The organism is Dactylosporangium sp. CS-047395, from assembly GCF_050942185.1.
Taxonomy (GTDB): domain Bacteria; phylum Actinomycetota; class Actinomycetes; order Mycobacteriales; family Micromonosporaceae; genus Dactylosporangium.
Map to the genome: position 1 here is coordinate 66,095 of NZ_CP192015.1, position 13,632 is coordinate 79,726.

Below are 13,632 nucleotides of genomic sequence, written 5' to 3' on the forward strand. Positions count from 1 at the left end.
GTCGGCAGACGTGGCAAGGTAGATAGTCGATGACCGAAGGACGACACGACATGACCGCCCAGCCACGCCTCCTCGGCGGCCGCTACCAGGTCGGGGAGTTGCTCGGCTATGGCGGAATGGCCGAGGTCCATCGCGGTCGCGACCTGCGGCTCGGCCGGGACGTCGCGATCAAGACGCTGCGCACCGACCTCGCCCGCGACGCCACATTCCAGCTGCGGTTCCGGCGGGAGGCCCAGAACGCCGCCTCCCTCAACCACCCGGCCATCGTCGCCGTCTACGACACCGGCGAGGAGCGCGGCCCGGCGGGCGAGGAACTCCCGTACATCGTCATGGAGTTCGTCAACGGCCGCACCCTCAAGGAGGTGCTCGCGGCCGAGGGCCGGCTGATGCCGCGGCGGGCGCTGGAGATCACGGCGGACATCTGCGCCGCCCTGGAGTTCAGCCACCGGCACGGCATCATCCACCGCGACATCAAGCCGGGCAACGTGATGCTCACGCAGACCGGCCAGGTCAAGGTGATGGACTTCGGCATCGCCCGGGCGCTGGCCAGCGGGGCCACGACGATGACGCAGACCTCGGCGGTGATCGGCACCGCGCAGTACCTCTCTCCGGAGCAGGCCCGCGGCGAGCCCGTCGACGCCCGCAGCGACGTCTACGCGACCGGCTGTGTGCTGTTCGAGCTGCTCTGCGGCCATCCGCCGTTCGTCGGCGACAACCCGGTCTCCGTCGCGTACCAGCACGTGCGCGAGGACCCGCGCCCGCCGAGCTCGAGCAACCGGGACGTCACGCCCGAGATCGACGCGGTCGTGCTCAAGGCGCTGGCCAAGAATCCGCTCAACCGCTACCAGTCGGCCGGCGAGATGCGGGCCGACGTCATGCGCGCCGCGGCCGGCCGGCCGGTCTCCGCGCCGCCGGTGATGAGCGCGGAAGAGATGGCCGCGGTCATGGCCGAGCAGCAGACCACGCAGTACCGTCCGCCGCCCGCCTCGCGCCAGCCGGCCCGCGCCAACCAGCGGCAGAAGCGCAAGAGCTCCACCGGCGTCGTCGTGCTGATCACGGTGCTGGCGCTGATGGCGGTGGCCGTGCTGTCGATCGGGCTGTACCTGGCCAACCAGGACCCGGACGTGCGGGTCCCGCAGATCACCGGGCAGAAGCAGTCCGAGGCCGACAACGCCCTGCGCCAGTCCGGCCTGACCGGCGACCCGCGCCCCGGCTCGACCGAGAACTGCCAGGAGGGCGTCGTCACCCTCCAGAACCCGACGCCGGGCGTCCAGGTCAAGCACGGCTCGCAGGTCGACTACGAGGTCTGCGGCGCGCCGACGCTGGTCAACGTGCCGCAGCTGCTGCACCTGAGCAAGCAGGACGCGGTCGCGCAGCTGCAGACGCTCAAGCTGCAGGCGCAGATCCAGGAGCGCGACGGCGTCGAGGCCAAGGACGAGGTCCAGGCCTCCGAGCCGGCGGCCGGCACCCAGGTCAAGCCCAACTCGACGGTCATCCTCTTCGTGTCGAAGGCCAACCAGGCGATCATGCCCAACGTGCTGGACAAGAGCCCGGGCGAGGCGCAGGGCATGCTCCAGCAGGCCGGCTTCACCAACATCACCACGCAGAACGTGACGACCACGGACGACTCCAAGGTCGGGCTCGTGATCAGCGCCAAGCAGGTGGCCGGCAAGACCTACCTGAAGACCGAGCAGATCGTCCTGCGCATCGGCCAGGGCGACACGGTGTCCACACCCCCGTCAGCCAACCCAAGCAAGAGCGCCGGCGGCTGAGCCACGATTGTCAACACCCTGTGGATAACTCTGCGGTTATCCACAGGGTTGTGCACAACCCCCCGCACGGGTGAGGGGTGGGTAGACCCCGCTGCGGTTTTGAGGGGGTGTGGGTGGAGCGAAGCTCCCCCACCGCTTTTCAGGACATCGAACGGTAAACCCCGCTGCCAGTAGGTCCGTCCGCCGCAGACCGTCCGATGCTCAAGCACCTGCCTGGGTCTTCGTAGCAGGTCTAGGCGAAGGCGGCGATCCTTCGGGCCTCGACTTCGGCGACGAGTTCTGGGGCGCGCTCCAGTGCTCCGGGGAGGCCGCACACCGCGAGCCAGTTGGCGAGCATTTGGTGGCCGCCTTGGGTCAGTACCGATTCGGGGTGGAACTGGACGCCCTCGATCGGGAGCTCGCGGTGCCGCATGGCCATCACGACGCCGGACTCGGTGCGGCCGGTGACCTCGATCTCCGGCGGGAGGGTCGACTCGACGACGGCCAGCGAGTGGTAGCGGGTGGCGATGAACGGGTCGGGGAGGCTGGCGAGGACGCCCTGGCCGGTGTGGGTGACGAGTGAGGTCTTGCCGTGCAGCAGCTCCGGCGCGCGGGTCACGGTGGCCCCGAAGGCCGCGCCGAAGGCCTGGTGGCCCAGGCAGACGCCGAAGATGGGCACCTGGCCGGCCAGCTCCTCGATCACCGACATGCAGATCCCGGCGCGCTCCGGGGTGCCGGGGCCGGGGGAGAGCAGCACGCCGGCCGGGTTCACGGCGGCCACCTCGGCCACGGTGATCTCGTCGTTGCGGCGAACCTCGCACTCGACGCCCAGCTGGCCCAGGTACTGGACCAGGTTGAAGACGAACGAGTCGTAGTTGTCGATGACCAGGACGCGCACGCTGGTTCCTTAGCTGGGGAGGATCACCTGGGGAGCCGGGCTGCCGCCCGTCTTCGCCGGCGTCGGTGCCGTCGATGGTGCGGGACTCTCGACCGTGATGTCCGCGCCGGGGTCGTTGGTCTCCACCTGTACGTCGTCGAACGGCAGGAGGGGCTCCACGGCGGGGAAGAGCTGATACCAGAGCAGCGCGGCCACGCCGAGCGCGAGCACGGTCGAGACGAGCGCCTTGAGCTGCCACTGCTTGAACGGGATGTGGCGCCAGAGCCAGGAGTACACGCGCTCAGCCCTTCAGCTCGGCGGGATCGCCGTCGGCGACGGGCTGCGAGCGGGTGAGTTCGGCGTGCACGACGTACCGTTGATAGTTGTTGAACTTGGGGTTGCACGTGGTCATGGTCAGCATCGCCTTGGTCGGCACCTCGCCCGGCTTGTCGGGCACCGGCGCCACGACCTGCACGGCGGTGGGCAGCACGATCTCGTGGCCGGTGACGGTGTAGACGAACCAGGTCTCGGCCGTCTTGATCACCACCGAGTCGCCCGGCTTGAGCTTGTCGAGGTCCCACCAGATGGCGGGCGTGCGGTGCCCGGCCATCGAGAAGTTGCCGACCTGCCCGGGCAGCGCCGTGTCCGGGTAGTGCCCAGGGGCGTAGCGGATGTCGGCCGGGGTCACGCCCTGCACGACGGCCCACTTCTTGTTCAGCCGCGGGATGTGCACGGAGGCGATGACCGCGCCGTTGGCCGGCTTGACCACGGCGGGCGACGGGCCCGCGCTCGGCCCGACGGTGGGCTGCTGGGCCCACTGCTGCTCGAGCTGGTGGTTCAGCTCGTCCTGGTGGGCGTCGACGATCGCCGACTTGCCCCAGACCTCGTAGCCGGCGAACAGCAGCACGATGAGGCCGAAGGTGATGAGCACCTCGCCCGTGCCGCGGCTGATGGCGCGGGCCACCGAGCCGAACGATGTCCTCGTGTATTCGGAGTACACGCTCCGGTACCCTTCCTCGGTTCGGACCGGGCGCAGCGGTACCACGGTGACGCCCTTGGGCGCCTCGGGTGCGGCCGGCTGGTCGTCGTCCTCGGGGGTGGACGGAGTCGGTGGAAGTTTCGCGGCGGCGGCGGCCGAAGGGACGGCCGCGCCGGTGTCACTGAGTTTCGGAATATAGGCGGTTTCGGAGGCGTCCGTGCCCGGTTCGGGGAAATCCGGGGTGATTTTCGGGATGACCGCGGTCGCGTCGGCCTCGGCCGGCACTCGGGGAAGGACAGTCGTGGCGGCGTCGTCCGCGGTGGGCTCTGGCGGAAGCCGCGGAATGATGGTGGTGGCGATGTCGTCCTGGTCGAGCGCGCGGTGGCGGGGCCGGTGCTCCGTCGGCGGCGAGCCGGTCACGACCCGGCCTGCGCGGCTCGGAGGGCGGTCGAACCGTCGTAGGCCGGGGCCGGGACGTCGGCCTGGACCTTGACCTGGTAGCCGAGCCCGAAGGTCTCGGCGGCCTCGCTGAACAACCGGACCCCCTCGGAGGCGTCGAGCGCACGCTGCATCGCCGCCTGATCGCCGATGGCGGCGATCTCGAAGGGTGGCGAGTAGACCTGCCCGTCGAGCAGCAGCGTGTTTCCCACGCAGCGTACCGCGCTCGTGGCGATCACCCGGACACCCATCAACGTCATCGCCTCCGCGCCGCCGGCCCACAGCGCGTTGACCACCGCCTGCACGTCCTGCTGGTGAACGACCAGGTCATCAGGGGTGGCGCCGGCCGGGCGGGTGCCGTCGGCGCGGCGCGGGGCATCGTTGAGGCTGACCGTGACGCCGGGTCCGTGCACGGCCGTCAGCCCGGCGGCGGCCTGCTGGGCGTCGCCGCGCTGCCGCTGCTCGTCGACCTGTCCGTCCGCCCCGGCCTGGCTCTTCTGCTGCCGGTCGATCTCGGCCCGCAACCGCGCCGCCCGATCCCGGGCGTCGGCGATTTCTTTTTTCCGCTCGGCGATGAGGTTGGTCAATTCGGGGCGGCGATCGTCGCGCAGGTCGGTCCCCTGGGCCGTGGTGGCGCTCAGCGAGAACAGTAAGCCGGCCACCAGCAGTACCACCGGTGTCAGCACTGACCAGGCGAAACCTTGCTTCTGCGGGCGGCGTGGCAGCATAGCGCGACCGAGTCGTCGCAGTGCGTGGGTCCACGAGGAGCCGCCTGATGTGTACTCCACCACGACCCCTCCCCGCACGCGCGTGCCGACTTGACTACGCTAGTCGGAGAACATTATTCAGGCCGACGCTGGCGGAGGTGGCGGCGTCACGTGGATAGTGTTGGCCAGACGACCCCTCCAGGAGAGCGCCGTGCCGAAGTCGACAGTTCGTAAGAAGAAGGTCTACACCGCTCCGACGGAGCTCAGGCCGCAGGAGACTGCGACCGCGAGGCGCCGGCCGAGCCCGGTGTGGGTGCCCGCGCTCGCCGTCGCTCTGGTGGTGATCGGCATCGCCTGGCTGGTGTCGTACTACCTGACCCAGGGCTTCTTCGACGTCACCTGGCTGTCGACGCTCGCCGATCTGAAGTACTGGAACCTGGCCATCGGCTTCGGCTTCCTGGTGGCTTCGCTCGCCGTCTTCTCCAAGTGGCGCTGATCGATTGACCTGCTCGCCCCCTCGGCCACGCCGAGGGGGCGAACGTGTCAGAACCCCGCGGTGTCATACCGTGAGCTGCGACAAACTTCACGTTACCCATTGGTAACAAGAGGGACTAAGGTCCATCTGGAGTGGTTCCGGCCCGGACCGTGGGAGGCTTCGGCATGGGTGCAGTGCAGATCGTGACGACCTGCGTCGCCGCGGCGATCACCGTCGTGGCGGCGGTCCTCGTCGTGCGGACGGTCCGGCGCATGCTCGCCGTGATCCGGCTCGGCCAGCCCGATCCGACCCGCGGCGACAACAAGGGCCTGCGGCTGCGCACCATGCTCGCCGAGACGCTCGGGCACACCCGCATGCTGCGCTGGACCGTGGTCGGCGCCGCGCACTGGTTCGTCATGATCGCGTTCATCGCGCTGTCGCTGCTGGTGATCGAGGCGTACTTCGAGGTCGTCAAGCCCGGCCTGGGCCTGCCGCTGATCGGCGCCTGGAACATCTACGGGCTGGTCACCGAGTGGATCGGCGTGCTCGGCTTCATCGGCATCCTGGTCCTGATGGGCATCCGGCTGCGGAACCTTCCGAGCAAGCCGGGCCGGCGTTCCCGGTTCACGGGTTCGACCATGTGGCAGGCGTACTACGTCGAGTACACCATCCTCGGCGTTCTGCTCTGTGGCTTCTTCATCCGCGGCTTCAAGGCGGCCAACGACGAGCTGGAGTGGCCGGCCTGGGCCGCGCCCGTCAGCCACGCGCTCGGCTCGGTCCTGCCCGCCTGGCCGGCCGCGGTCAGCCTGGTGGCGATGGTGAAGATCATCATCTCGATGGCCTGGGTCATCGTCATCGCCAGCAACGTGACCATGGGCGTGGCCTGGCACCGCTTCCTGGCCTTCTTCAACATCTTCTTCAAGCGCGCCCCGGGCCGGAAGGGCTCCGGCCTCGGCGCCCTGCGCCCGATGACCAGCCAGGGCAAGCCGCTGGACTTCGAGGAGGCCGACCCCGAGAAGGATCAGTTCGGCGTCGCGACCGTCGAGCAGTTCAGCTGGAAGGGCATGCTCGACTTCACCACCTGCACCGAGTGCGGGCGGTGCCAGTCGCAGTGCCCGGCCTGGAACACCGGCAAGCCGCTGTCGCCGAAGCTGCTCATCCTCAACCTGCGCGACCACGCCTACGCCAAGGCGCCCTACCTGCTCGCCGGTGGGGACCTGACGGTGGAGGACCACTCGAACGTCAACGCCCTCGCGCTGGCGGAGCAGGCCCGGCCGCTCATCGGTACCGCCGAGGAGAACGGCATCATCGACCCCGACGTGCTGTGGTCGTGCACCACCTGCGGCGCCTGTGTCGAGCAGTGCCCGGTGGACATCGAGCACGTGGACCACATCGTCGACATGCGCCGCTATCAGGTGCTCATCGAGTCGAACTTCCCGACCGAGGCCGGCGTCATGCTGCGCAACCTCGAGAACAAGGGCAACCCCTGGGGCGCTGCCCAGTCCACCCGCGACGACTGGACGAAGGGCCTCGACTTCGAGGTCCCGAACGTGGCCACCATCGAGGAGGGCGAGTTCGAGTACCTCTTCTGGGTCGGCTGCGCCGGCGCGTTCGAGGACCGGGCCAAGAAGACCACCCGGGCGGTGGCGACCCTGCTCAACGAGGCCGGGGTCAAGTTCGCGATCCTCGGCCAGGGCGAGACCTGCACCGGCGACCCGGCGCGGCGCATCGGCAACGAGTTCGTCTTCCAGATGCTGGCCCAGCAGAACGTCGAGACCCTCAACGAGGCCGGCGTGAAGAAGATCGTGGCGACCTGTCCGCACTGCTTCAACACGCTGTCCAACGAGTACGGGCAGCTCGGCGGGCACTACGAGGTCATCCACCACACGCAGCTGCTGGCCCAGCTCGTCGCGGCCGGCAAGCTCACCCCGGTCCAGCCGCTCGACGGCGCGGTCACCTACCACGACCCCTGCTACCTCGGCCGGCACAACCGGGTCTTCGCCCCGCCGCGCGAGGTGCTGGGCGCCGTGGCCGGGCCGGCCCGCGAGGACTCGGGGCTGGTCGAGATGGACCGGTTCGCGGAGCGCTCGTTCTGCTGCGGCGCCGGTGGCGCGCGCATGTGGATGGAGGAGCGAATCGGCAAGCGGATCAACGTCGAGCGGGTCGAGGAGGCGCTGTCGACCGGCGCCAAGACCGTCGCCGTGGCCTGCCCGTTCTGCCTGACCATGCTCGGCGACGGGGTCACCGGGAAGAAGGCGGCGGGGGCCGCGCCCGAGGAGGTCGAGGTCGTCGACGTGGCGTCCGTGCTGCTCCGGGCCGTGCAGAAGTAGCGTCAACGCTGGCCGATGACGTTCATGGCCAGGCCCAGCGCGATCAGTACGGCGGCCGCGGTGGCGATGATCCGCAGCCCCTTCAGGCCCTCGGCGATCGCCGTCTTGCGGGCAGCGGGGACGAGCGCCTTGGTGCGCACGTAGTCCAGCCTGGCCCGCTTCGCCCGCGCGTTGGCATTGCCCACCGCGATGCCGACCGCGAGCGCGACACAGGCGCCGATCAGCGCTGCTCCCATCAAAGTCCCCCTCGATGCTTGCCGTGACCCCCGCTGGCATCAGCATCGGCGCTGCTCAGTGCGCGGCAAAGTCCCCGAAAGAGGGAGGGTGATCTACGTCTCTCGATCTGCGGGGCGGCGTCGGTAAACCTTGGGTTCACGTGGAACAATCGGTGCACACCTGAAGGGACCGTCGCGCGAGCGTGTTGACCACACTGTTGCCCCTGCTGGCGTTCGCGCTGCTCACCGCGGCGAACGCAGCCTTCGTGGCCGCCGAGTTCTCCCTCGTCACCGTCGACCGGGCCGAGATCGAGCAGCGGGCCAACGCGGGCGACAAGAAGGCCCGTACCGTCCGCCAGGCCCTGCGTGAGCTGTCGTTCCAGCTGTCCGGCGCCCAACTCGGCATCACCCTCGCCGGCCTGCTGACCGGCTACCTGGCCGAGCCGGCGCTCTCCCGCCTCTTCGAGCCGGCCCTGCATCCGATCTTCGGCTCGATGACCGAGACCGCCGCCCACGTGTGCGGCCTGATCGTGGCCACCCTGATCTCGATGCTCTTCGGCGAGCTGGTGCCCAAGAACGCCGCCCTGGCCAAGCCGATGCCGCTGGCCCGCGCCACGGCTGGACCGCAGCGCGGCTTCTCCAAGTTCTTCTCCTGGCTGATCACGCTGCTCAACGGCACCGCCAACTGGGTCGTGCGGCGCTTCGGCATCGAGCCCCAGGAGGAGCTGGCCAGCGCCCGCTCCCCGGAGGAGCTCGGCCTGCTCGCGGCCATCTCGGCCCAGGCGGGCGCGCTGCCGAAGGAGACCGCGGTGCTGCTGCAGCGCACGATCCGCTTCGGCGACAAGCGCGCCGCCGAGGCGATGACCCCGCGGGTCGACGTGGTCTCCCTGCGGGCCGACGCCACCGTGGCCGACCTGCTGGCCACCTCGGTGCAGACCGGCTACAGCCGCTTCCCGATCTACGAGCAGACGCTCGACCAGGTCACCGGGGTCGTGACGGTCACCGACGCGCTGGGCGTGCCGCCGGTGCGCCGCCCCACCACCCGGGTCAGCGCGGTGGCCCGGGAGCCGCTGTTCGTCCCCGAGAGCCTGGACCTCGACGGCGTCCTCGAGGCGCTGCGCAAGGGCAACTCCGACGTGGCGATCGTGGTCGACGAGTACGGCGGCACCGACGGCGTGGTGACCGTCGAGGACCTGGTCGAGGAGCTGGTCGGGGAGATCGCCGACGAGCACGACATCGACGACGAGCCGGCCAGCGCGCACGGCATGCCCGACCTGACCGCCCCCGGCGCCGAGCGGACCGTGCTGGTCGACGGGGTGCTCCGCGAGGACGAGCTGGCCGAGCTCACCGGGTTTCACGTGCCGCCGGGGCCGTACGAGACGCTGGCGGGCTTCCTGATGGCGCGCCTGGGCCGCATCCCGACCGTGGGCGAGACCTGGAACGAGGACGGCTGGGAGTTCACCGTGGTGGAGGTGGAGCGCCGGCGGATCGAGCAGGTCCGCGTGGTGCGCCCGGAGGTGCCCGAGGATGACTGAGCTCCTGATCACGGTTCTGCTGCTGCTCGGCAACGGCTTCTTCGTGGCCGGCGAGTTCTCGCTGATCGCCTCCCGCCGGACGGTCATCGAGCCGATGGCGACCACGTCCCGCCGCGCCCGCACGGCCCTGCGCGCCATGAACGAGATCCCGCTCATGATCGCCGGGGCCCAGCTGGGCGTGACGATCTGCACGCTGGGCCTGGGCGCCCTGGCCGAGCCGGCGCTGGCCCACGGGCTGCACGGGCCGTTCGAGGCGCTGCACATCCCGGAGAACCTGGTCCACCCGGTCGCCTTCGCCCTGGCCCTGGCGGTCGTGGTGTTCGCCCACACGGTGGCCGGCGAGATGGTGCCGAAGAACCTGACCCTGGCCAACCCGGAGCGGGCGGTGCTGTGGCTCGGGCCGCCGATGTACGCCTTCTGCATGGCCACGAAGCCGATCCTGGTGGCGATGAAGTGGGCGTCGCGGACGATCCTGTCGCTGTGGCGGATCGAGGCCACGGGCTCGGTGAAGACCGTCTTCACCGCCGAGGAGCTGGCCGGGCTGGCCGCGCAGGCGACGACCGAGGGGCTGCTGGCGCCGGAGGAGCACGCCCGCATCACCGGGGCGCTGGCCCTGTCGCGGCGCACGGCCCGGGACGCGCTGCGGCCTTGGTCGGAGGTGACCACGATCGCCGAGGACGTGTCGCCGGCGTCGTTGGAGGTGCTGGCCACGCGTACCAATCGATCGCGCTTCCCGGTCGTGGAGCGGGCCTCGCGCCGGGTGCTCGGGTTCGTCCACGTGAAGGACGTGCTGGGCTTCGTCGGGCCGCAGCGGCGGGCGCCGATTCCGGCCGACCTCATCCGGCCGCTGGGGATCGTGCCGCCGACGCGGACGCTGGCCGAGCTGCTGCTGGCGATGCGGCGGGAGCGGCAGCACATCGTGCTGGTCAGTGACGGGCGGGTGCCGCTGGGCGTGGTGACGCTCGACGACGTGCTGACCGCTGTGGTGGGCGAGCCGGTGGTCTCGGCTTAGCACTGGCGTAGGCGACGGTGTCGGACGAGGTGCGGGTGTCCTCACGCTGGTCCACCGGCCGGACCCTAACGGTTGACTGCTTGGGTGAATGACCGCGCGCTATGACGGTTCGGGGCATCGTGTCCGGTTATGCGCCGCCCCCGCCGGTTGATGCTGTGTGCCTTGGTCGTGGGCCTCGTCGTCGGCGCCGGGCTCATGGTGCGGCGTTCGTTCGAGGAGCAGGTGGCCGAGCCGTCGACGGCGACCTCAGGACCTCCACCTCCCGTGGTGGGGAGCGCCCCCGGCCTGGCCTCGCCTTCGGTTGCCGCATCGGAACACAGGGCCAATGGCGTGCGGTTCACGTTCGACGGCGGCCTGGGCGATGATGCCGATGGACGGCTCGGACTGCACGTGCGAAAGGCCGAAGGCGGACAGCTATCGGTCGTTCCGCATGACGGCGGACTGGCGGTACGTTTTCCCCCGCGCTGTGAGCATTACGGTGCGGAAAGTTGCGCACGCGCGATCCTGCAGAGCGGACCCGCCGGGTTTCTCAATCCCGGCCGGGGATCCTTTACGTACGGCGCCGCGGTCCTGGTTCAACCGCAAGAGACTTCCAAAGGCGCCAATGTCGTCCAGAAGGGGTTCTCGGTCGGTGACAGTCAGTTCAAACTGCAGGTCGACGGGGCTGCCGGCCAGCCGAGTTGTGTGATTGTCGGCACACATTCCGACACCATTTTCGTGGCCTTGTCGAGCCGGTCGATCGCCGACGGGCGGTGGCACCGGATCGCGTGTTCGCGCAGTAACTCCCTGCTCACGGTGGCTGTGGACGGGGTCGAGACGGGCCGGGCGAGCATTCCGTCGTCACTGTCCATAGCGAACGAGGATCCGCTCTGTATTGGCGGCAAGGGGACCAGCGCGAACAACGATCAGTTCGTCGGCGTAATCGATGACGTTTTCGTCACTCGAATCGCCTGACCTTCGGGACAAATCGGACAAGAATCGCGCAGGACTTGAACCTGGGAACCCGGCCCCCTTAACGTGAATTCGCGTCGACTGGATGTCCGCGCCCACCACGGGCGCGCCAGGCGGCACCGCCGAGTCGTATTCGAGCCGGGGACCCAAGCGTTCCATCGGGGTGAATCCGCGCAGTTCGCGCGGTAGGGCGACCTTCCCGCCCGAACCCGTCAGCTAACCCGGTAGGCGGCCATGGAAGAAGGAGTAACTCCTCGGTGGAGACCCATCTGAGGTGGACGGGACGGGCCGGCCGTCTGACCCGGCTCCTCGTCGCCACCCTCGGCGGTCTGACCCTCGCACTCGGCATCACCGGCGGCGCGCACGCGGACCCGACGCCCGGCGAGATCGAGAAGCAGATCGACGACAAGTGGAACACGATCGAGCCGGTCATCGAGCAGCACAACCAGCTCAAGGCCGAACTCGCCGCCAACAAGACCAAGCAGAAGCAGCTCGAGGACCAGATCGCCCCGCTGCGCGCGCAGGTGGACGCCGCCTTCGACAAGGTGAGCGCGTTCGCGGTGCTGCAGTACAAGAACGGGCGGGTCTCGAAGCTCGACGCCATGCTTACCACCGGGTCGCCGGACACGTTCATCGACCAGATGACGCTGCTCAACATGGTGGCCAAGGACGAGCAGGCGCGGATCAAGGACGTCCTCGACGCCAAGCAGCAGTACGACGCCCAGAAGGGCCCCCTCGACGAGCTGATCGCCAAGCAGGCCGAGCAGGAGGCCGCCCTGGCGAAGCAGCAGACCCAGATCGAGGGCGACATCAAGAACCTGCAGGACATGCGCCTGAAGGCCTACGGCAGCGGCACCGGCACCGGTTCGCTGAAGCCGGTGGCCTGCCCGCAGCAGTACGACGGCTCGCCGGGCAGCAAGGCGGCCCAGATCGGCTGCCAGCAGATCGGCAAGAAGTACGTGTGGGCGACCGAGGGGCCGAACACCTTCGACTGCTCGGGCCTGACGATGTACTCCTGGAAGCAGGTCGGCGTGACCTACCTGCGGCACTACACGATGTGGCAGTACCAGGACACCAAGCGCGTGGCGCGAGCCGACCTGCGCGCCGGCGACCTGGTCTTCTTCTACCCCGACAAGCACCACGTCGGGCTGTACGTCGGCAGCGGCTGGATGGTGCACGCACCCAATCCCAGCGAGCCGGTGCAGATGAAGAAGATCGACTCCGAGCCGATCTCCGGGTACGGCCGGGTGGCTTAGTTTTTCCCTGGCGGGCCTGGCCGTTACTTCGTCGGCCAGGTCCGCCAGTTCTGCCACGACCGGCTCGGCGTCGGCCCGCGCTGCCCCTGGTAGCGGGAGCCGTAGACCGCGGAGCCGTAGGGGTGCTCGGACGGCGAGGACAGCCGGAAGATGCACAGCTGCCCGATCTTCATCCCGGGCCACAGCCGGATCGGCAGGTTCGCCACGTTCGACAGCTCCAACGTCACGTGGCCCGAGAACCCCGGATCGATGAACCCGGCCGTCGAGTGCGTCAGCAGCCCGAGCCGCCCCAGGCTGGACTTGCCCTCCAACCGCCCCGCGAGCTGATCCCCGAGCGTGATCACCTCCAGCGTGGACGCGAGCACGAATTCCCCCGGATGCAGGACGAAGGACTCGTTCTCCTCGACCTCCACCATGGACGTCAGATCATCCTGCTGTACCGCCGGATCGATATGCGTGTACAGATGGTTGTTGAACACCCGAAACCACCGATCGAGCCGCACGTCGATGCTGGACGGCTGGACCAGCGCCTGATCGAACGGCTCGAGGCGCAGCTGGCCGCCTTCGAGCTCCTTGCTGAGGTCACGGTCGGATAGCAACACCCTCTGAGGTTACGTTGGCCTCATCAGCCGCTTGCGTGGTGGCTGCCAGGGCCTCGCGCAGGATGCTCGCCGCGATGCCCATCTCGCCGGGTGTGAACTGCTCCAAAGCCCGCCGCATGTGTACTCCCAGTGGCGCGAAAAACTCCGCCGCCAGCGCGCGAGCCTTGGGCTGGATGTCGAGGTTGATCCGCCGTCGATCGGTGGGGTCGGGCCGGCGCTCGACGTGTCCGGCCCGCTCGAGGCGTACCAGAAGCGCCGTGGTGGCCGCAGGGCTGAGCGACAGCCGCCGGGCCAACTCCCCGGGCGTGAGCGGCTCCCGGTCCTCAGCGGCCCGCCAGATGTGCGCAATGGCGTTCATGTCGGTGCGATGCAGCCCATGCGCGCGGGCGAACACGTCAACAAACCGATCCGCCTCGACGTTGAACCGCCGCAGCAGGTCGATGAGCTCGTCCGTCACCGCTTCATCTTGCCCCGTTCGGGGAAAACGGCAATGATCGTACAGGT

At 69.2% G+C, this 13,632-nt stretch carries 14 protein-coding genes and 1 riboswitch; of the genes, 7 read left to right on the plus strand and 7 right to left on the minus strand.

The genetic code is table 11. The annotated features are described in order from the left end of the window. Positions 1-50: 50 nt before the first annotated feature. Positions 51-1,772, plus strand: coding sequence for a Stk1 family PASTA domain-containing Ser/Thr kinase (gene pknB / locus ACQP00_RS00295; protein WP_433224358.1), 1,722 nt, complete (start codon positions 51-53; stop codon positions 1,770-1,772). A gap of 232 nt (positions 1,773-2,004) precedes the next feature. Here the strand turns inward: pknB and ACQP00_RS00300 are convergent, their stop codons facing one another. The 4 genes from ACQP00_RS00300 to ACQP00_RS00315 are packed head-to-tail and all read right to left on the minus strand — an operon-like array spanning position 2,005 to position 4,833. Beyond that, positions 2,005-2,649, minus strand: a complete 645-nt coding sequence (locus tag ACQP00_RS00300; RefSeq protein WP_433212598.1) for an aminodeoxychorismate/anthranilate synthase component II — start codon at positions 2,647-2,649, stop codon at positions 2,005-2,007. 9 nt (positions 2,650-2,658) lie between these two features. Continuing rightward, positions 2,659-2,925, minus strand: a complete 267-nt coding sequence (locus ACQP00_RS00305) for a hypothetical protein (RefSeq protein WP_433212601.1) — start codon at positions 2,923-2,925, stop codon at positions 2,659-2,661. 4 nt (positions 2,926-2,929) lie between these two features. Continuing rightward, positions 2,930-4,027 carry a class E sortase gene (locus ACQP00_RS00310; protein ID WP_433212604.1) on the minus strand — a complete coding sequence of 366 codons (1,098 nt, stop codon included), beginning with the start codon at positions 4,025-4,027 and terminating at the stop codon, positions 2,930-2,932. Next, positions 4,024-4,833 carry a DUF881 domain-containing protein gene (locus ACQP00_RS00315; protein WP_433224360.1) on the minus strand — a complete coding sequence of 270 codons (810 nt, stop codon included), beginning with the start codon at positions 4,831-4,833 and terminating at the stop codon, positions 4,024-4,026. Before ACQP00_RS00315 ends, ACQP00_RS00310 begins: the two co-directional genes overlap by 4 nt. A 130-nt stretch (positions 4,834-4,963) precedes the next feature. Here ACQP00_RS00315 and ACQP00_RS00320 point away from each other — a divergent pair, with 130 nt between their 5' ends. After that, positions 4,964-5,248: a cell division protein CrgA gene (locus ACQP00_RS00320; protein WP_433212607.1), complete on the plus strand. Its 285-nt coding sequence runs from the start codon at positions 4,964-4,966 to the stop codon at positions 5,246-5,248. 164 nt (positions 5,249-5,412) lie between these two features. Then, a complete protein-coding gene (locus ACQP00_RS00325) occupies positions 5,413-7,557 on the plus strand; it encodes a (Fe-S)-binding protein (RefSeq protein WP_433212610.1) in 2,145 nt (714 codons plus the stop codon). Positions 7,558-7,559: 2 nt separating this feature from the next. Here ACQP00_RS00325 and ACQP00_RS00330 read toward each other — a convergent pair whose 3' ends face one another. After that, the gene (locus tag ACQP00_RS00330; RefSeq protein WP_433212613.1) at positions 7,560-7,793 is read right to left on the minus strand and encodes a hypothetical protein; all 234 of its coding nucleotides are present in this window, start codon (positions 7,791-7,793) and stop codon (positions 7,560-7,562) included. A gap of 185 nt (positions 7,794-7,978) precedes the next feature. Here ACQP00_RS00330 and ACQP00_RS00335 point away from each other — a divergent pair, with 185 nt between their 5' ends. The 4 genes from ACQP00_RS00335 (at position 7,979) to ACQP00_RS00350 (ending at position 12,526) form a co-directional block, all read left to right on the plus strand. Next, complete coding sequence (locus ACQP00_RS00335) at positions 7,979-9,307, plus strand: hemolysin family protein (RefSeq protein WP_433224362.1); 1,329 nt, start codon at positions 7,979-7,981, stop codon at positions 9,305-9,307. After that, positions 9,300-10,319 (plus strand): hemolysin family protein, encoded by a 1,020-nt coding sequence (locus ACQP00_RS00340; protein WP_433212615.1) that lies wholly within the window; start codon positions 9,300-9,302, stop codon positions 10,317-10,319. The genes ACQP00_RS00335 and ACQP00_RS00340 overlap by 8 nt, the downstream gene beginning before the upstream one ends. Before the next feature lie 168 nt (positions 10,320-10,487). Further along, complete coding sequence (locus tag ACQP00_RS00345; protein ID WP_433212618.1) at positions 10,488-11,273, plus strand: LamG-like jellyroll fold domain-containing protein; 786 nt, start codon at positions 10,488-10,490, stop codon at positions 11,271-11,273. A gap of 107 nt (positions 11,274-11,380) precedes the next feature. Further along, positions 11,381-11,516: riboswitch (cyclic di-AMP (ydaO/yuaA leader) on the plus strand. An 11-nt stretch (positions 11,517-11,527) separates the two neighbouring features. Continuing rightward, positions 11,528-12,526: an NlpC/P60 family protein gene (locus ACQP00_RS00350; RefSeq protein WP_433212621.1), complete on the plus strand. Its 999-nt coding sequence runs from the start codon at positions 11,528-11,530 to the stop codon at positions 12,524-12,526. A 23-nt stretch (positions 12,527-12,549) separates the two neighbouring features. On the opposite strand, the gene dcd is transcribed toward ACQP00_RS00350, so the two are convergent. After that, the gene (gene dcd / locus ACQP00_RS00355; RefSeq protein WP_433054413.1) at positions 12,550-13,128 is read right to left on the minus strand and encodes a dCTP deaminase; all 579 of its coding nucleotides are present in this window, start codon (positions 13,126-13,128) and stop codon (positions 12,550-12,552) included. Then, positions 13,109-13,585: a MarR family winged helix-turn-helix transcriptional regulator gene (locus ACQP00_RS00360; RefSeq protein ID WP_433212624.1), complete on the minus strand. Its 477-nt coding sequence runs from the start codon at positions 13,583-13,585 to the stop codon at positions 13,109-13,111. Before ACQP00_RS00360 ends, dcd begins: the two co-directional genes overlap by 20 nt. Positions 13,586-13,632: the final 47 nt, after the last annotated feature.